Genomic DNA, 17,080 nt, shown 5'->3' with positions numbered 1-17,080 from the left:
AAGGGGACGCGATGAAAGGCGATTTTTCGGTTCTCAACTTCGACCCACACGAGCACAAGCGCGGCGTGGACGAGCCCGAACAGGGCGTGCTGCGGAACATCAGCGGCGTGCTGCACCAGCAGGGGCGTGTGACAACCGACGCCGACATGACTGAGGGCGAGTTGATCGGGTTGGGCTGGAACGGGCAGGCCGGCCGCGACATCATCGGCGCCGGCGTCTGCGCGGTGCCCGCCACCGAGCCCGAGGGGTTCCGCGTCGAGTCGGCGAAAGTCACCGGCGGCAGCGTACACGTGATGCTTCGGCCAGGGCGGGCGTGGGCCGATGGCATCCTGACGCGGCTGCCGGGCGAAACACCCAACCCGGATGCGCCGGTCGAACGGATCGCCACGTATTTCGGCGCACCGATCTCCGCGCCGACCCCGGTGGTCGGCGGCATCAACGATGCCACTCGCGATGCCGTGATCCTCGAGGTGTCGGAAGAGGCGCTCCACGGTTTCCAGTATCCGCAGCGGCTGATCGAAGCGGCGCTTGGTGGTCCCGATACCTCTGAACGTGCGTTCGTCAATTTCCGCGTCCGGTTGCTGCGACTCGCCGACGGAGAAGACTGCACCACCATTCTGGGAAAGCTCCGCGATGACCCGGCATCCAAAGGCCGGCTGACTGCGTCGCTCGCACCGTTGGTGAGCGTTGCCGGTGATTGCCCCGTCGTGGGCGGCGGCGGCTACACGGGCTTTGAACATCATCTCTACCGGATTGAGATCGCGGATGCGCCGCCGGCGGCCCCGGCGAAGTTCAAGTGGAGCCAGTGGAACGGCGGCCTTGTGGGACGCGGGCGATTCGACACGGGTACCGATCCCGATCGCGTGATCATCGACGCCGGCCGCGCGGCCATCGTCAACTCCGGACTCACCGAGTTTTATCTCGAGGCGCTGCAGTACGACGCCCTGCTGGGCGCATGGACCGTGGTCTACGGCACCATGGCCTCTCTCAACACCGACCACGACCTGGCGCTGACATCGCCGGCGACTTTTGGAACGTTGCCCTCCACCACCGACTCGGTGTTCTTCCGGTTGTGGAACGGCATTGCCAACATCTCGGCGTTTACCAATGCCGCGAATCCGGTGGAACTGCGCGACGGCATCCGGCTGGCGTTCGACGCGCCCGCGGCCGGTAACTATCGCAGCGGCGACTACTGGACGTTTACCGTTCGGGCCGGGGAAATCGCCAACCCGCAGGTACTGGTGGATGACGCGCCTCCAGTCGGGGTGGTCTATCACCGGGTGCCGCTGGCGGAGATCAACTGGACCGCCCAGCAGGACACGACCGTCTCGGGAAGCATCGAAGACTGCCGCAAGCGCTTCCGGCCGCTGATCAACCAGAAAGTGTGCTGCACGTTCCTTGTGGGCAACGGCGTCACGAGTTTCGGCGACTTCAACTCGCTTGAAGAAGCCGCGTCGCACCTGCCGTCCGCCGGCGGTGAGCTGTGCCTGTTGCCCGGGCTCCACCGCGCGAACCTCACGCTGCAAGGCAAACAGAACATCACCATTCACGGCTGCGAGCACCGCACGCTGGTGCTGCCGCGTACGGAGGCACGTTTTGATCCCATTCTGCACTTCGTCGATTGCGTCGGCATTCGGGTATGCGACGTTGACCTGCTGACCTTTGACGGCACGTCCGTGCTCATCGAGGGCCTGAAAGAAGGCAGCTGCCGCGACGTCACGATTGAAGATACGCGCATGGTGTCGCGCGTGCATTGCATCCGGGCCAACGATGCGGCCGAATTGCACATCGCCAACAACCGGTTGCACCTGCTCGACACGGTTGCAGGACTGACCACCATCTCGCTCGAAGCCGACGATAGCCTCGTGGAGCGCAACACGTTGGTGCTGATGCCATTTGTCGACACCACTCCTGACGAGCCCGATGTGCCCGATGACGATCCGACGCGGGACCCGGCGGACCCGTGCGCTCGGCCGGAGATCATCTATCGCTTCCCCGACCTGGTGAAGGCGTACGCCACGAAGGTGTGGACGTTTGGCCTGTCGCTGCTGGTGCCCAAGCAGCCCTATCGCGCCATTGGCGGCATTCATCTGCGCGCCGGATCCGAGCGCGTGCGCCTGCTCGAGAACCACATCGTTGGCGGCGCCGGCAACGGCATCACCCTCGGCGGTGACCTCGACCCCGCGCCACCGCCTGGGCCCATCCTGCGCGATCGCGCCGTGGCCAAGGCTGCGCCGGTCACCGTGGATGCGTCGGGTCAGTTCCTGGCCGTGGTGCAGAACGAAGCCGGCATCGCGCAGGAGGGCATCGATGTGTATCTGGATGACGCAAAGGCGGATGCCAGCACCGCAGCCGATCGCAGTGACACGGCCGGCCTGGTGAGTGTGAAGTCGGCGCCGGGGGCCTACGCCCTGGACGTGGCGCCGAAGTACCAGGTGCTCAAGGTGACCGAGACACGAGACAAGGGCGTGCTGGTGAACGCAGTGACCATCGGCCCTCGGCCGGGCATCGGCAAGGCGCAGGCGTTCCTGCATGAAATCACGATTGAGGCCAACAACGTCTCGATGATGGGGTTGTCGGGCATCGGCTTCGCCCTGCGCGCCGGCACCAAACTGGCGGGCAAGGCGGTGACACTCCCTACCAACAACGCCAAGGGTTCGCTGCTGGCCTTCGTGGATGCGGCCCTGCTCAATCTCGCGTTGACGCCACTCGTGAAGGCCACGCATCCGGTGCGCGACCTGGTGATTCTGAACAACCGCCTGCACCACAACCTGCGCAATCCGTTCACGCCGCAGATGCTGGCCGAGGCCGAGCAGATTGGCCGCGGCGGCGTGTCGCTCGGCATGGTCGAGTCGGCGGCTGTGCGAGGCAATCACATCAACGACAACGGCGCCACGGCCATCGACCCGTCGTGCGGCGTGTTTGTCGGCTGGGGGAATGACGTCGAGATCACCGACAACACGATCTCGGCCAACGGGGCGATGACGCCCGACTACGAAGAGAAGCGCCGCGCCGGTCTGCGCGGCGGCATCTATGTCCGCTTCGCCGGAGCGACCGTCAGCAAACTCTCCACGTCCAGTGGCCGCCAGCCGGCGCTGCGTGTGCATGACAATCGCGTGGACCAGCCAGCCGGACGCGCGCTGACGGCGTTTGCGTTTGGGCCGGTGTCGGTGGCGAACAATCACTTGAGCAGTGAGTTCACCGGACGGTTCGGGTTCATCGACACGGCGTTTGGCGGCGTGCTGCTGTGCAACCTCGGCGGCATGCATCGCCTGATCGCGCGGATGGCCGGCGGAAAACTTGGCAACAGCAAGCGGTTCCCCACACTCGCCGAAGCGTCATTGCCCGGTGGCGAGACGATCTTCGCCGACAACTATGTGCGTCTGGACGCCGTCAACCGATCGCTGATGGCACAGGCGGTGGTGTGCCTGGACGATCTGGGTTACTCCGGCAACACGAGTGCGGTCTACAGGGGGGATCCGTTCTTCTGCAATACGGTGCTCATCGGAGACACGCTTCGTGCCGGCGGCGGACGACTGCGCGAAGACGCGACGCGCACGTTGTCGATGCTGACCATCGCTCTTCGCGCCAACATGACGGCATCAAACCAGGCCGACCATTGCATCCTCGCGCAGCCGGTGTCCACAGGCGCTCATGTGCCAAAGACCGTGGATACGCCCAACCACGTCTTCGACTCCACGTTCTGCAAGGATTCCGCCGGAGCGCCGGTGAAGGTGGGCGCGATGGCAGCGCCTGCGCTGTCTGCGCAGGCCTCGCAGTTGGGCGGCACGATCGACGCAGATGCGTTCACGGAAGCCGAGGTCAACGCACTTGCGAAGGGCTACACCTCAACCTCGCTGTTGCAGGTGAACACCACGCAGGTGGCGGTCACGCGTGCGTATCAGACGGAGAGCTTCCGCCTTGAGGAAAAGATCGGCGCCGATCATCCGAAGACACGGTCGCTTGCGGCACAGGCCGAGGCCGGCGTCGTCACACAACAGTTCCTGACGACAAGCGCCGAGGCGTTTGGCAGTGTCGCGCCCGTCGTGCCCGATGCAGGTGCGGCAATCAGCGGACGGCTCGTCAACAGCAAAGGACAGGGTCAGGCAGGATTCGCTGTTGAGTTGGTGAATGCGGCCGGTGCTCAGGCTGCGGCGCTGGGACGCAGCGACAAGTACGGCGCGTTCGGCGACAGCTTCGATGCGGATGAAACCACGCGCCTGGCCCGGCTCGGCAAGTTGCGGGCCCGTGTGCTGGATGCGGCCGGTGCCGAGGTACTGCTCGAGAGAGATCCAATCGTGGTCGCCGCCGGCGCGGATCTCCAGATCACGCTGACGATGCCGGTACGCGTCATCCCGCGATCGGTGGCGGTGACCGGCACGGTCATCTTCGATCAGCCGAAACCGACGCCAGCGCCATCACCCACGCCACGGCCAGACCCGACACCAACGCCTACACCCGGCCCAGCGCCCACACCCACGCCGGAGCCGAGGCCCGATCCAACGCCGGGACCAGCACCGGCTCCGACGACGCGGACGCCGCTGACCAAGCTCGAGATGGATGCCGCGCTCCGCAGGCGATTGATCGCGGCCGGGATCGTGGATGTGGAAGGCATCCTCGAAGTCAGTTCAGCGAAGCTCGTGGAAATTGTTGGCGACCGTGCGGCGGCCGCCAAGCTGGCTGAATCGGCGAAGCGGCTGCTTGATTCGCCGAACCCGAGGCGCCAGAAGAAGCCGGCGCGCAAGAAGGCGGTCGCCAGGGCCAGAGCGAAGAAGGCAAAAAAACCAAAGTGAGGCGGACCCGATGAGACGTGCCTCGATGGCGGCCGCGCGCGGCAGCGCGGGGACAAAAGCAAGCAGCGGACATGACCGCGGTGTGAGTGCGGGGGGAGGTCGTGAGACCGCGACGACCCCGTCGGGTCGGCGGCCCTCGCCATCGGGGTGCGCGTGCGGAGGCACGTGCCCGCGGTGTGCAGCGAACCCGGTCGAGCCGCTGGCCTCGTTCCCTCATCGAGGCGCCATCGCCTCGGCGTTTGGCATCCCGAATTTCGACGCGCCTGCGACGATCGACCCGTCGTTAAGTGGCACCGGCGCCGAGGCGGTGACAGAAAATGGCGGCGTGCGCTTCGCGCGGCAGCCCGTCGTGGAAGTGGCCGCGCACGAGGCCGCGCACGTGCTGCAGATGCGTGGCACCGGCCGGCGGACCGATCGCGGCGGGGCCGAGCGCCATGCCGCGTCGGTGGCCGCGCGCGTGATTCGCGGCTTTGGCGCGTCAGACCTGATCGGACGCGGCCTGGTGTCAGCCGAGCCAGGTCCCCTGTTTTTTGTTCCTGCCGGGTCGTCGCGTATGACCCACACGGTGGTGGCGGGCGAAACGTTGGCGGCGATCGCGGTTCAGGTGTACGGGGATGCACGATACGTCGGCGCGATTGCCCGTGCGAATCCGCGCGACGTCACGGTCAATGCCGCCGGCGAGCACGTCATTGTGCCCGGTGCGGTGCTCCTGCTGCCCGATCAGCCAGACGCGGCCGACCCCTGGGTCAACCCTGAGATCCGGCCGTTGCTGGTCAACGGCGGCACGTGGACCCAGCCACAGGCCGAGGCCACCCTCCGCGCATTCATGACCGTCACCAGGGCCAGGCGGGATGAAATGGTGGCCCGTTACGCGGGCTTCAACCATCTGGGCGACATGCTGTTGGCGCTGCCGGCGAATTCGACGCAGGCGGGAGGCACGTTTGTCACGCAAGCGCGTGACCTCCTTGAGCGCATCCAGCGCGTCGGTGCACGTGCTGACGCGGCGTCGCAGGGTCTGGCCAGTGAGGCCGAGATGGCGCAGGCGCAAGCTGATGAAATGATCGCCCGCAACACGGCGGCTGCTGCGGCGGCCCTGCCGGCAGGATCGGCGCCGCCAACGCCGGCCGAGATTGCCGCGCAGCAGGCCGCACAAGTGGCGTCAGGGTCAATCGCGCCACAGACGGCAACCATGACGCGCGCGGAAGAGAGAACGCTCAACAACACGCTCAATACCGTCTCGATCCCCGCGTTTGTGACGTGGGTCGCGGCCAACCACCCCGAGCTCGGCCTCACGGCCCGGCACCTGCGTGCCGAAGCGCGCGGCATCTTCGAACGCGGTGCGGGCATTGTGGCCATGACCGACCCGCCGCACCTGCGCGCGGCTGTTGGTGACGCATTCATGCAGATGGTGGCCGCCAACCCGGCCTATGCATTGCCGACGGTCGTGCATGAAGTCTGGGGACACAACACGTACGAGGGGATGGGCACCACGTACGGACTGGATTTGTACGACGCGTCGGCTCGACGAATGCCAGGGTATGTTCGTCCGCGAGCCGGCAGCGACGCCCGGGTCAGCGAGGAAGACAATTACGGCTACCACGAGACGGAGATGTACTCGCTGATGCGTGAAGTGCCGTACTACGTCGCCAACGCACCGGCCGATTCGGCACTCGATTCCATGAACTACGATCCCGCGCCGGAGATTCAGAACCGGATGCAGCTCATCAAGGATGCGTTTGAAGCCCGAGTCGCGCGCGCGCTGGTGCGCGGCTTACATCTTCGGTTCCAGGCAGACCCGACGATCAATGGTGCCGCGTTCGCCGCCTTCACCACCGCAGTCGTTAATGTGTTCCCTCCGGCCGATGCCGCGGCGATCCTGGCATGACGCTCGATCCTGAGGTGGTGCGCCAGATCGCCGCGATCCACATTCGGGCGGGATCGCCGCCGGATCTGCGGCAACGCGATCGTGCACTGGCCTGGCTGGTCGCGCACACTGACCGTGTGCTGCCGGTGGCGATCGCGCAGGCGGAGGCCGCGCCGCTGGACGTGGTGCTGGTAGACCTGTTGGGGCGTCTGCGCCGACCGGAAACCACGCCCCTGCTTCAGCGGGCGTTTGCCGATCCGCGCACGCGCACGTATGGCGCAGCCGGCCTGGGCCAATCGCCAGACCCGGAGGCACGCGAGGTGTTGCGCCGCACGCTCGATTCGCATGATCCAGACGAGGTTGTCGCAGCCCTTGCGGGCCTGGCCGCCAGCCGTGACCCGGCAACATGCGCGGACATCACGCCGAAGCTCACGGCCACGAACGCAGAAGTACGGTGGATGGCCGTGGAAGCCGCCGGCCGACTCGGCTGCCTCAGCCGCGATGTGCTGGAACGCATCGCCCGCACGGACCCCGACGCCGACGTGCGGGCGCTCGCAACCAAGCGGCTGCAGTAGTCAGCGACGCCTGAACCGCCCCACGCTCTTCTTGGTGGCCTTGACCGCCTTCTTGACGCGCTTGGTCGCTCGGTCTGCCGACTTGCGGACGTTCTTCACCGTTCTGCCCGCGGCCTTCTTCGCGCGCTTCACGGAAGCCTTGGCTCCCTTGGTCGCCGACTTCGCACCGGCGGCTGCGCGGGTGGCGACGTTCGCCACGCGACCGAGCGCGTGCCCAACCGCTTCCGCCGCATCGTTCAACTTTGTCTCTTTCTTTCGTGCTGCCATGATTGCCTCTTTTCTCTACCCGCAAGAATACCCCTTCACTGGAATGAGCCAATGGCTCATTGGTTAGCCGCTATAATCCCCGGCATGCGCAGAGCCTTCGTTCTTGTCTCCCTGGTAGTCGCATGCCTCCTGCCTGCGACGGCTTCGGCCACCTGGTCTGTCATCGCCGTCGACCTGGCCACCAAACGCGTCGTCATTGCCTCGGCGACGTGCGTGAACCAGAACGACCAGTTCCTGATGGGCGTGCAGGCCGTGATTGTCCCTGGCCTGGGCGTGGCCGCATGCCAGGCCGGAGTGGACGGCACGCATCAGAATCAGATGCTGGTCTTCCGCGAGTTGCAGAAGGGCACGGACCCGAAACAGATCATCGCGATGTTGAGCGCCGACCCGGCGTTCCAGTCGCGCCAGTTCGGTATCCTCGACCTTGAGGGTCGAAGCGCAGGACACTCCGGCCTGGGCAACGGCTACGTCTCGCAGGACGTGCAGGGGCGTGTGCCCGGCACCGACATCTATTACTCGATTCAGGGCAACATCCTGCGGCCCGGCATGGTGGTGCCGAACGCTGTCGCCGCGTTTCTTGCCACTAAAGGCGCCCTGACCGATCGCGTGATGGCGGCGATGGAGGCGGCCGACGGGTCCGGCGGCGACAGCCGGTGCTCGTGCCCGCCGTGGCCCACTGATGGCTCGCGCCCGGTGAACGCCTGCGACGGCAAGACGTCGCACGTCGCCTACATCCTGATGTCGGACCCGAAAGACACCAACGGCGACTCGCACAACAACGGTAAGTACTCGATGTACTTGACCGTGGCGCAGCCGGGGGAGAATCGTGGGCCTGGCGCCATTCGCGAAGGTGAAAACCTCAACCCCGTCAAAACCCTGCGCGCGCGGTACGACGCGTGGCGAAAGACGCAACCGGCCACCTTCAAATGACTCAACGCAGGGAAACGCCGATGCGCACCACACGAATCACTCTCGCGTTGATGCTGGTGTTTGTGGCCGTGGCGCTCGTGCCGGCGCAAACGCCTCCACCAGCTGGTGCCGCCGCCGTCGGCCAGGCGGCCGGGCAGCGCGCCGGCGGGCCTCCGCCCCAAACGCCACCCGCGGGCGGCCAGCGCGGGGGCGGTCGCGGCCGCGGCGGCGTGCAGATCATGACGCTCACCGCGCCGTGGGCGCCGGGCGCGGAGATCCCGCTGAAGTACACGCAAGCGGGCGGCGACGTTTCGCCGGCGCTCTCGTGGGACAACGTGCCCGAAACCACCGTGAGCTTCGCCCTGATCGTCCACGACGTCTCCGCCGCCGCCGGCCAGGGGACTGACGATGTGTTGCATTGGATGGTGTGGAATATTCCGGCGGCCGCGCGATCGCTGCCTGAAGGAGTGCCACAGGGTGCGCAGATGGCCGATGGTTCAAGGCAGATCAGCGTGACCGGGCCGAACTATCGCGGACCCGGTGCGCCCGCGTCTGGCCCGGCGCATGTGTACCTGTTCGAACTCTACGCGCTCGACTCGATGATCGATGTTCCGGCTCTTGGTCCAGCAGGCGCAACGGTGCCGCAAACGCGCGCAGCGGTCATGGCCGCCATGGCCACGCACGTGCGCGGCAAGGCCGTCACCGCCGGCGTGTTCAAGCGGCCCGTCACCTGAACGGACCGCGCGTGCCCAACTGGTTTCCCATCGTCGTCGCGATTGTTGCTGCGCTTGGCTATGGACTCTTCCGTGAACGTCTGCGCGCGTCTGGCGTGGAACGCTGGGCACAGGCGCATGGATTTGCCCGCCCAGTGCCGTTTGCACCGGTTGCACACGCGGCGGCCGTCACGCTTTCGAAGCGCCTGCATGTGCATGGCGCACGCATCTGGGGCATCGGCCTCGAGGGTTTTGTTGACGCGCTGCCCTGCACGATTGCCGAACATGAATGCACCGGCACGGGCTCACGTCAGACCGGCGAATGGTTCACGCTTGTGGTCTGGCCGATCCGCGAATCAGCGGGGCCGCTGATTGTGTGGCGCGCGCCATCTGTGACTCCGCTGATGAACGCGGGCGTTGCCGGCCGCCTTGGTGTTGATGTTCCTGACGCGACGACGCTGCGATTGACGACGCCGGGCGGGATCCTTGTCGAAGCCGAACCGCGCGTCAGAGACGCGTGGTTGACGCCCGATCGCATCCGTGCGCTCGAAGCGTGGCCACACGGCGGTGTCCTCGTTCGGGATGCTGGCTACGCCGCCTGGCGCTTGCCCGGCGCGCTTTGGGCCGGACGTCTCGAGCAATTGCTCACGCAGATCCCTGAAGCCCGCCGCCTGATGATGTAGGCTCATCGCCAAGCCTCGGGCTGTTCCTCAAGCCCGAGTGTTTGCGGCCACAAGGCGCTCGCTTTCGCGCCAGAGCCGCGAGGCCACATCCCAATCCTGCGCCACGCCTGACGGAGCTGCGGCCTCGAGCCGGTTGAAGTATTGGCCTGTCACCTGGTCAAGGTCGGGCCGAGAGGCCAGCGCGATCACGGGGGCCGCGCCCTCTTCCACGGAAATGAACGTCCTGCTCAGCCAGAAGCGGATCAGCGGCTTCGTCCACGCCGGCGCGCCGGCCCAGATGTTTGTGGCCACGCGACCGGGGTGCACACTGTTCGACGTCACCCTCGTGCCCACCAGTCGGCGCGCCTGTTCCGATGCGAAAAGCACGTTCGCCAGTTTCGACCGGGCATAGGCGCGCAGGATCTGATAGCCGCGGGTGAAGCCCAGGTCGTCGAAGTCCATGGTGCCGTGCGCGTGCCGGCCCGACGCCACCGTAACAATGCGCGACGGAGCGCTCTCCTTGAGGCGCGGCAGAAGAAGCTGCGTCAACAGGAAGGGCGCGAGGTGGTTGACGGCAAACGTGGCTTCGAGTCCATCGGTAGTGAGCGTGCGACGCGCGAACACAGCGCCCGCATTGTTGATGAGGACATCCAGCTTCGGGACATCGCGCAACACTTGGTCGGCCAGCTGTCGCACAGCCGCCAGCGAGGCAAAATCGCAAAGGTACGCCGCAGCATCCGCACCCGACCGGGCTTTGATGGTGGCCTGCGCCTGCGCCAAGCGACCTGCATCGCGGCCGACAATAATCACCCTGGCGCCCATGCCGGCCAGGACGGCGGCGGACTCCAAGCCGATTCCACTTGTGCCGCCGGTGATCAGGATCGTTTTGCTCTTCATTTGCACTCCCCTCCTCGTAGGGCGGCCTGGGTCTCACCAGCCTCCGCCAAGGCTACGGCGGTCCGCCGAAGCTTCAGCGAAGGCGGAAGGCCGCCAGTGTACCGCGGCGTTGAGACCCACGCCGCGCTACGAAATTCCAGAGGCATTGGCTCATTGGCTCTTTGTGAGAACTGGAAGGGAATCTACTACGTATAGTAGATTACCTACCATGGCAACACCCGCGAAGAAACCCGGCATCATCCAGGGCACACTGGATCTCCTGATCCTGCGAACGCTCGTCTTTGGTCCGCTTCATGGACACGGGATCGTCAAACACATCAAGTCTGTCACGGACGAGGTGCTGACCGTCGAGCACGGCTCCTTGTACCCGGCTCTGCAGCGCCTGGAGAAGGTCGGGTGCATTACTTCCGGCTGGGAGGCCACGGACTCGGGCCGCGAAATGAAGCTCTACCGGATGACCACCAAAGGCCGCGCGCAACTGCGGGCCGAAGAATCAAAGTGGGCGCAACTGACAGAGGCCATGACACGGCTGCTCCGGCCTGGCCAGGCGAGGTCCTGATGGCAACGCGCGGCTTCAAGGGCGACGACGACCTGCAGCGCGAGATTCGCCAGCACCTGGAACTTGATGCCGAAGAACGCCGATCCGAAGGACTTTCCCCAGACGAAGCGCGCCGCGCTGCCGCCATGGCGTTTGGAAACGTCGCAGCCGTCCGCGAAGACGCACGCACCGTCTGGTTCCCGCTCTGGCTCCAGCAGGCCGGACAGGATTTGCGATACGCCTTTCGAGTCGCGCGCCGAACTCCGGCGTTCACCCTTGGCGCGATTCTGATCTTTGCCATCGGCATCAGCGCCAGCACCACCATCTTCGGCGCCCTCAACGCCGTTGTCCTGGCACCCATGCCATTCGCTGAATCGGACCGATTGGTGCGCCTCGCGCAGTCGAATCAGGAGCGGGGGGTGGACGCGTTCTCCGTCTCTTTGCCGCTCTATCGCGACTGGCAGGTGCGCAGCCGGAGTTTTGCCTCCATGGCTGCCGAACGCACTGGAGCCGTGACAGTGTTGGGACTGGGCGAGCCGCGGCACATCGACGCGACATGGCTCACGCATGACATGTACCCGCTATTGGGACTGTCGCCCGCGCTCGGCCGCGCGTTTCAGAAAACAGACGACGAGAAGGGCGGCGGGCAGGTGGTGATGCTGTCGCACGGCCTGTGGCGGAGCGCATTTGGCGCGGACCCGCAAGTGCTAGACCGCGTGCTGACCATTGATGGCCGCGCGCACACGATCATTGGCGTGGCGCCGCCAGATCGCCTGAACACCACAGACCACGTCCTGCTGCCTGCGGTGCCCTTCACCGAGGACCGTCGCGGCTACGCCGATCTGAACGTGTACGCGCGACTGAAGCCAGGTGTGTCCATTGCACAGGCGTCGAGCGAAATGGCGGCGATCGCCCAGCAGCTCGGCCGCGACTACCCTGATCACCACCGAGGCTGGGGCGTCACAGTCACGCCACTCGCCGAATCGGTGGTTGGCCCGGGTGCGCCACGCATGTTGTATCTATTGCTGACGGCCGTAGGCGTCCTGCTGCTGGTGGCCTGCGCGAACCTCTCGAGCCTGTTGCTCGTCCGCGCCTCGGCGCGGACACGAGAGATCGCCGTTCGCGCTGCAGTCGGCGGCGGGCGCGGCCGGATCCTTCGTCAGTTGCTCACAGAGAGTCTGCTGCTCGCAGGCGTCGGCGGCGCTCTTGGCGTGGCGTTGTCGTTCAGCGGCATGCGTCTATGGCGCACCACCCTGGCGACAGATCTGCCACGCGCTGGTGAGATTGGCGTGGACCTCTGGGCGCTCACGTTTGCGTTTCTCGTTTCAGCTGTCACGGGCGTCCTTGCCGGCATTGCGCCGGCACGCCAGATGGCCAGGCTCGACGTCACTCGCGGTCTGCGCGACGGAGGGCGGTCTGTGGCAGCGGGCAGCCACTGGTCACGAAACGCCCTGGTCGTCGGCCAGTTGGCGCTCTCGGTGGTGCTGCTGAGCGCGGCGGGCTTGACCATGCGAACCCTGAGTCATTTGCAGAGCGTCGATCTCGGCTTCACGTCGACGCGCATCGTCACCGCGCACATCGCACCGCGCGAACGGCCGGAAGCGTTCTTCATCGATCTGCTCCGGCGCGTGCGCGCGCTACCCGACGTGGCCATGGCTGGAGCCACGAGCCACGCGCCGATGACGCGTGGCAACCTCAGCCTCCACGTGTTTCCTGTTGGCGCGGCGCGGCTCGCTCCCACCGAATCAGTTCAGGCCGACTGGCGCATCGTGACCGACGGCTACTTCGGCGCCATGGAAACCCCGGTCCTCGCCGGACGTGATTTCTCCGTGCGAGACGATGAGGATGCGCCGAAGGTGATCATCGTGAATCAGACGCTGGCGCGCATGGTGTGGGGCGACCGCGATCCGGTGGGCCGGCAACTGGACCTTGGCGGCGGCGGTGGAGACCCGGCAACCGTCGTCGGACTCGTGCGCGACACGCGTCATCACGACCCGGCGGTGGGGCCATCACCCACCTACTACGTGCCGGCGGCAGGAGGCGTGTGGGGTTCGATGACGCTCGTCATCCGGACGGGCGCTGATGCGGCCACGCTTGTGCCGAGGTTGCGCACCGTGGTCGCGGAACTTGATCCGACGTTGCCGGTTTACGACGTCAACTCAATGGATGCACTGGTCCTGCGGCGGCTGGCACCTCAGCGGCTGATCGCGGGCGTCCTGACGGGGTTTGGCGCAATCGCCCTCGTGCTGGCGGTGCTCGGCATCTACGGCGTCATGGCGTTTTCCACCCGGCAGCGCGCCCGAGAGACCGCGATTCGCCTGGCACTGGGCGCCACCCGCTGGGACGTGATTCGACCGCTTGTGCGCGAGGGAGGCGCGCTTGTAGTCGCGGGCGCAGCACTGGGCCTCGGCGCCGCGGTTCCACTCACGCACCTGATGCGCAGTCTGCTTGTGGACGTGAGTCCAGGGGATCCGCTGACGATGGGTGCGGCCGTTGCGGTGTTGTCGGCCGCAGCCATGCTGGCCTGCTACCTGCCAGCCCGGCGTGCCTCGCGCACCAATCCCCTTCGCGCCCTGCGCGGCGACTAGTCACTCGACCCGCTTACTTCACCAGGAACAAGGTGTCCTGGCGTTTGAGCGCCCACCGCACCTTGCCGTCGGCGGCGATGATCATGTCTTCTTCCTGCGCCATGCGCACAGGCTGGCCGCCCCACTCGGGCACAGGCGTTGTGGCCTGCAACTCGATCGAGTACCACATCGAGGGAATGATCTTCGCGTCACCGCGACCGGGCACGCCGTCCTGGTAGTCCCACAGCCCGATCAGCGCACCCGCGCCGTGACCATGCACTCCAATCGGATGTGAATACATCGTCCCGGTGATGCCTTTCGCCGTCATGCCCTCGAGCACCGACTTCAGAATTTCGTTCCCCGTGCGGCCGGGTCGAATCTCGGACATCGAGATGTCCTGCATCACGTTCGCGTTCGCGAGGGCCTTCTTCAGGCCGGCAGGTGCGTCGGTCTCGCCCACCTTCAACACATAGGCGTTGTGTTGTGTGTCGGTGTTGAGCCGAGCGACGGTGATGCCCACGTCGCAATGGAGCACGTCTCCTCGCTGGATGACCGGGTCGTCGCCGGTGACACCGCCCTGCCGCTGGATGCTGACGCTTGGCTGGAACCACGTGCCCAGACCCTGGTCGTTCACCCTCTGGCGCCACCACCACACCAGGTCACTGGTGCGTGTCTCACCAGGCACAATCACTTTTTCCGAGAACATCGTCTGTGTCATCTGCCAGACGAGGGCCGTCATCTTCTCGAAGAACACTTCCTCGTCAGGCAAGCGAGATGCAATGAGCTCGAGTGGCAGCCCTTCGGCGTCCTTGAACTTCGACGCCCATGTGGCGCCGAGCGCGGCGGTCATGCCCTGCAGTTCGCCGCTTGTCAGACCGTCGGTGAACGCAAACACGGTGGAGCGGTTGATGCCGATGACTGCCGGCTTGCGCTCTTCGATGACGGTCTTCAGCAACTGCCACTGTTCATCACCCCAGAGTTCGGCTTGCCGTCCCCCGACAGCGGCCGCCACGGGCTTGGTGGACGTCCGCGCTTCCCACACCCCGCCTTGTGACGTGCCACCCAGGGCAATGCGTTCCACACAGGCCGTGGCGACCGGCGCTTTTGTCGCCGCGCACTTGTCGAAAAGCACGTAGATGGTGCGGCGCCGGGCCGCGAACGTTTCGGGCGCGACGATCGACGAGAAGATCGGGTCTTCGTTGTATTCGCGCATCGGCACCACCCAGAGGTCGATGCCGTGTTTGCGCATCAGCGCCGGCACAAACGTGTCGAGGCGCTGCTTCAGCCAGGCCTGCTGCATCACGGCCTGATCGCGCAGCGTGCCGAACGGCCGCTCCGCCTGAGGCGCGGCATTCGGCGCCAGGCGAGATTGCCCGTCCGCGAACGTCAGAACGGGCGTAAAAAGCAGGACTGCGGCGAAGGCTGCACGGCGGACGGTAAAAAACGGCATTGGAACTCCTCCCAGGTTGGTGCACCATAATAAGACACGGACCGGTAATGACTGGAGCCCACTCCCTCGAACGCATCGCAGACCACTCCCGCACCATCCAGGGTGTGTGGGCGGCCGATATCAAGCCCGGCGACTGGGTGGTGGTGCGAACCAGGAACTCCGTCTACTCACTTGCGGCACTTGGTGACGGCCGGTTCCAGGTGGCCGGCGGCTGGTTTGCCGCCGAGGGCCTTGAATCCACCCCTGTTCGCGTGGCCGGATGCACCTGGGGTGGACGCGCAATCCTCACGGATCTGGTGGCCGCGCCGGGCATGTTCATTGAATTCAGCAACGGGGTGCACACCACGCGTGTGCGCAACGTCCGCGTATTGCGCGGCGCCGGCACGGCGCACTGATGCCGCCGCACACCATCATCGAACCATTCCGGATCAAATCGGTTGAAGCCATATCGTTTACCACCCGCGAGGAGCGCGAAGCGCGCCTGCGTGAGGCCGGCTACAACGTCTTTCTGCTGCACGCCCAGGACGTACTGATTGACCTGCTGACCGACTCGGGCACCGGCGCCATGTCGTCGGCCCAGTGGGGCGCGCTGATGCAGGGCGATGAAAGTTACGCCGGCAGCCGTTCGTTCTACAGGTTCCGGGATGTGGTGGCCGACCTCACCGGCTTCACGCACATCATTCCCACCCACCAGGGCCGGGCGGCCGAACGCATCCTCTTTCACACCATCCTCAAGCCAGGCCACATCGTCCCCAACAACAACCACTTCGATACCACGCGCGCAAACATCGAAGTGGAAGAGGCGGAGGCGCAGGACCTGGTGATCGCCGAGGGCCGGATCCCGTCATTGGTGCATCCGTTCAAGGGCAACATGGATCTGGCGGCGCTCGAGCGCCTGTTGACTGAAAAGGGCGACCGCGTGCCGCTCGTCATGATTACGGTGACGAACAACTCCGGCGGTGGCCAGCCCGTCTCGCTCGAGAACCTGCGTGGTGTGCGCGCGCTGTGCGACCGGTTCAACAAGCCGCTGTTCCTGGACGCGTGCCGATTTGCCGAAAATGCGTGGTTTATCAAGACACGCGAGGCGGGCCAGGAGAGCCGCACGCCGAAGGCGATTGCGCAGGAGATGTTTTCGCTCGCTGATGGCTGCACCATGTCGGCGAAAAAGGACGGCCTGGCAAACATCGGCGGCTTCCTCGCGATGAACAACGATGCGTGGGCCGAGGCCGCACGCAACCTGTTGATTCTCACGGAGGGCTTCCCCACCTACGGCGGTCTTGCTGGCTACGATCTTGAAGCCATCGCCCGCGGGCTTGAAGAAGTGGTGGAGGAGCCGTACCTGCACTACCGCATTCGTTCGACGGCGTACCTCGGCGAGAAGCTGACAGCCGCAGGGGTGCCGATCATCCAGCCGCCGGGCGGTCACGCGATCTACATCGATGCACGCGCCATGCTGCCGCACATTCCGCCGTTGCAGTATCCGGGTATCGCGTGCGTCAATGCGTTGTATCTGGAAGGCGGCGTGCGCGGTGTCGAGATTGGTACCGTCATGTTCGGCCGACATCCCGACGGTACAGAGACGCCTGCCACGATGGACCTTGTGCGGCTGGCGATCCCTCGCCGCGTCTACACGCAATCACACATCGACTTCGTGGCTGAAACAGTGGCGGCTGTCGGCGAAAGGCGCGCTGAGCTGCCCGGTTACCGCATGACCCACGCGCCCACCGTGCTCAGGCACTTCACCGCCCGCTTCGAGCCCGTCCAGGCGTCTCGTAGGGCGCCCTGAACTTCACCCCTCGGCCCACTCGGGGTGACCTGAGCCCGTCGAAGGTCAAGGGCGCCAAC

At 65.8% G+C, this 17,080-nt stretch carries 13 protein-coding genes; 10 read left to right on the top strand and 3 right to left on the bottom strand.

Annotated features, from left to right (window positions below; genetic code table 11):
- Positions 1–11: 11 nt before the first annotated feature.
- Genes IPL75_23690 through IPL75_23680 form a run of 3 tightly spaced genes read left to right on the top strand, consistent with a single transcriptional unit; the run spans position 12 to position 7,232 of the window.
- The gene (locus IPL75_23690; protein MBK9243196.1) at positions 12–4,793 is read left to right on the top strand and encodes a right-handed parallel beta-helix repeat-containing protein; all 4,782 of its coding nucleotides are present in this window, start codon (positions 12–14) and stop codon (positions 4,791–4,793) included.
- A gap of 10 nt (positions 4,794–4,803) precedes the next feature.
- The gene (locus IPL75_23685; protein MBK9243195.1) at positions 4,804–6,678 is read left to right on the top strand and encodes a hypothetical protein; all 1,875 of its coding nucleotides are present in this window, start codon (positions 4,804–4,806) and stop codon (positions 6,676–6,678) included.
- Entirely contained in the window at positions 6,675–7,232 is a 558-nt protein-coding gene (locus IPL75_23680) for a HEAT repeat domain-containing protein (protein MBK9243194.1), read from the top strand. The genes IPL75_23685 and IPL75_23680 overlap by 4 nt, the downstream gene beginning before the upstream one ends.
- Here IPL75_23680 and IPL75_23675 read toward each other — a convergent pair whose 3' ends face one another.
- Positions 7,233–7,499 (bottom strand): hypothetical protein, encoded by a 267-nt coding sequence (locus tag IPL75_23675; GenBank protein MBK9243193.1) that lies wholly within the window; start codon positions 7,497–7,499, stop codon positions 7,233–7,235.
- Between the two features lie 84 nt (positions 7,500–7,583).
- Between IPL75_23675 and IPL75_23670 the strand changes: the two genes are divergently transcribed.
- Genes IPL75_23670 through IPL75_23660 form a run of 3 tightly spaced genes read left to right on the top strand, consistent with a single transcriptional unit; the run spans position 7,584 to position 9,804 of the window.
- Complete coding sequence (locus tag IPL75_23670; protein MBK9243192.1) at positions 7,584–8,429, top strand: DUF1028 domain-containing protein; 846 nt, start codon at positions 7,584–7,586, stop codon at positions 8,427–8,429.
- 20 nt (positions 8,430–8,449) lie between these two features.
- The gene (locus IPL75_23665) at positions 8,450–9,142 is read left to right on the top strand and encodes a YbhB/YbcL family Raf kinase inhibitor-like protein (GenBank protein MBK9243191.1); all 693 of its coding nucleotides are present in this window, start codon (positions 8,450–8,452) and stop codon (positions 9,140–9,142) included.
- A gap of 11 nt (positions 9,143–9,153) precedes the next feature.
- On the top strand, positions 9,154–9,804 hold the full coding sequence (locus IPL75_23660) for a hypothetical protein (GenBank protein ID MBK9243190.1): 651 nt from the start codon (positions 9,154–9,156) through the stop codon (positions 9,802–9,804).
- A 27-nt stretch (positions 9,805–9,831) separates the two neighbouring features.
- On the opposite strand, the gene IPL75_23655 is transcribed toward IPL75_23660, so the two are convergent.
- Positions 9,832–10,680 (bottom strand): SDR family oxidoreductase, encoded by an 849-nt coding sequence (locus tag IPL75_23655; protein ID MBK9243189.1) that lies wholly within the window; start codon positions 10,678–10,680, stop codon positions 9,832–9,834.
- Positions 10,681–10,888: 208 nt separating this feature from the next.
- On the opposite strand from IPL75_23655, the gene IPL75_23650 reads away from it, so the two are divergent.
- Entirely contained in the window at positions 10,889–11,239 is a 351-nt protein-coding gene (locus IPL75_23650) for a PadR family transcriptional regulator (GenBank protein ID MBK9243188.1), read from the top strand.
- Positions 11,239–13,806 (top strand): ABC transporter permease, encoded by a 2,568-nt coding sequence (locus tag IPL75_23645; GenBank protein MBK9243187.1) that lies wholly within the window; start codon positions 11,239–11,241, stop codon positions 13,804–13,806. The genes IPL75_23650 and IPL75_23645 overlap by 1 nt, the downstream gene beginning before the upstream one ends.
- 13 nt (positions 13,807–13,819) lie before the next feature.
- Here IPL75_23645 and IPL75_23640 read toward each other — a convergent pair whose 3' ends face one another.
- Positions 13,820–15,235, bottom strand: a complete 1,416-nt coding sequence (locus tag IPL75_23640) for an aminopeptidase P family protein (GenBank protein ID MBK9243186.1) — start codon at positions 15,233–15,235, stop codon at positions 13,820–13,822.
- Between the two features lie 47 nt (positions 15,236–15,282).
- Here IPL75_23640 and IPL75_23635 point away from each other — a divergent pair, with 47 nt between their 5' ends.
- Both IPL75_23635 and IPL75_23630 read left to right on the top strand, forming a co-directional pair.
- Positions 15,283–15,630, top strand: coding sequence for a hypothetical protein (locus IPL75_23635; protein ID MBK9243185.1), 348 nt, complete (start codon positions 15,283–15,285; stop codon positions 15,628–15,630).
- Positions 15,630–17,021 (top strand): tryptophanase, encoded by a 1,392-nt coding sequence (locus IPL75_23630; protein ID MBK9243184.1) that lies wholly within the window; start codon positions 15,630–15,632, stop codon positions 17,019–17,021. Before IPL75_23635 ends, IPL75_23630 begins: the two co-directional genes overlap by 1 nt.
- Positions 17,022–17,080 lie beyond the last annotated feature (59 nt).

The organism is Acidobacteriota bacterium, from assembly GCA_016716905.1.
In the GTDB taxonomy this organism is placed as follows: Bacteria; Acidobacteriota; Vicinamibacteria; order Vicinamibacterales; family SCN-69-37; genus SYFT01.
Note: the sequence above shows the minus strand (reverse complement) of the source record. Positions and strands in the feature narration are given on the sequence as shown.

Coding starts and splice junctions, on each gene's coding strand:
- IPL75_23640 (MBK9243186.1), bottom strand. CDS start 15,235: ATGCCGTTTTTTACCGTCCGCCGTGCAGCCTTCGCCGCAGTCCTGCTT.
- IPL75_23685 (MBK9243195.1), top strand. CDS start 4,804: ATGAGACGTGCCTCGATGGCGGCCGCGCGCGGCAGCGCGGGGACAAAA.
- IPL75_23680 (MBK9243194.1), top strand. CDS start 6,675: ATGACGCTCGATCCTGAGGTGGTGCGCCAGATCGCCGCGATCCACATT.
- IPL75_23635 (MBK9243185.1), top strand. CDS start 15,283: ATGACTGGAGCCCACTCCCTCGAACGCATCGCAGACCACTCCCGCACC.
- IPL75_23655 (MBK9243189.1), bottom strand. CDS start 10,680: ATGAAGAGCAAAACGATCCTGATCACCGGCGGCACAAGTGGAATCGGC.
- IPL75_23665 (MBK9243191.1), top strand. CDS start 8,450: ATGCGCACCACACGAATCACTCTCGCGTTGATGCTGGTGTTTGTGGCC.
- IPL75_23630 (MBK9243184.1), top strand. CDS start 15,630: ATGCCGCCGCACACCATCATCGAACCATTCCGGATCAAATCGGTTGAA.
- IPL75_23690 (MBK9243196.1), top strand. CDS start 12: ATGAAAGGCGATTTTTCGGTTCTCAACTTCGACCCACACGAGCACAAG.
- IPL75_23670 (MBK9243192.1), top strand. CDS start 7,584: ATGCGCAGAGCCTTCGTTCTTGTCTCCCTGGTAGTCGCATGCCTCCTG.
- IPL75_23675 (MBK9243193.1), bottom strand. CDS start 7,499: ATGGCAGCACGAAAGAAAGAGACAAAGTTGAACGATGCGGCGGAAGCG.
- IPL75_23645 (MBK9243187.1), top strand. CDS start 11,239: ATGGCAACGCGCGGCTTCAAGGGCGACGACGACCTGCAGCGCGAGATT.
- IPL75_23650 (MBK9243188.1), top strand. CDS start 10,889: ATGGCAACACCCGCGAAGAAACCCGGCATCATCCAGGGCACACTGGAT.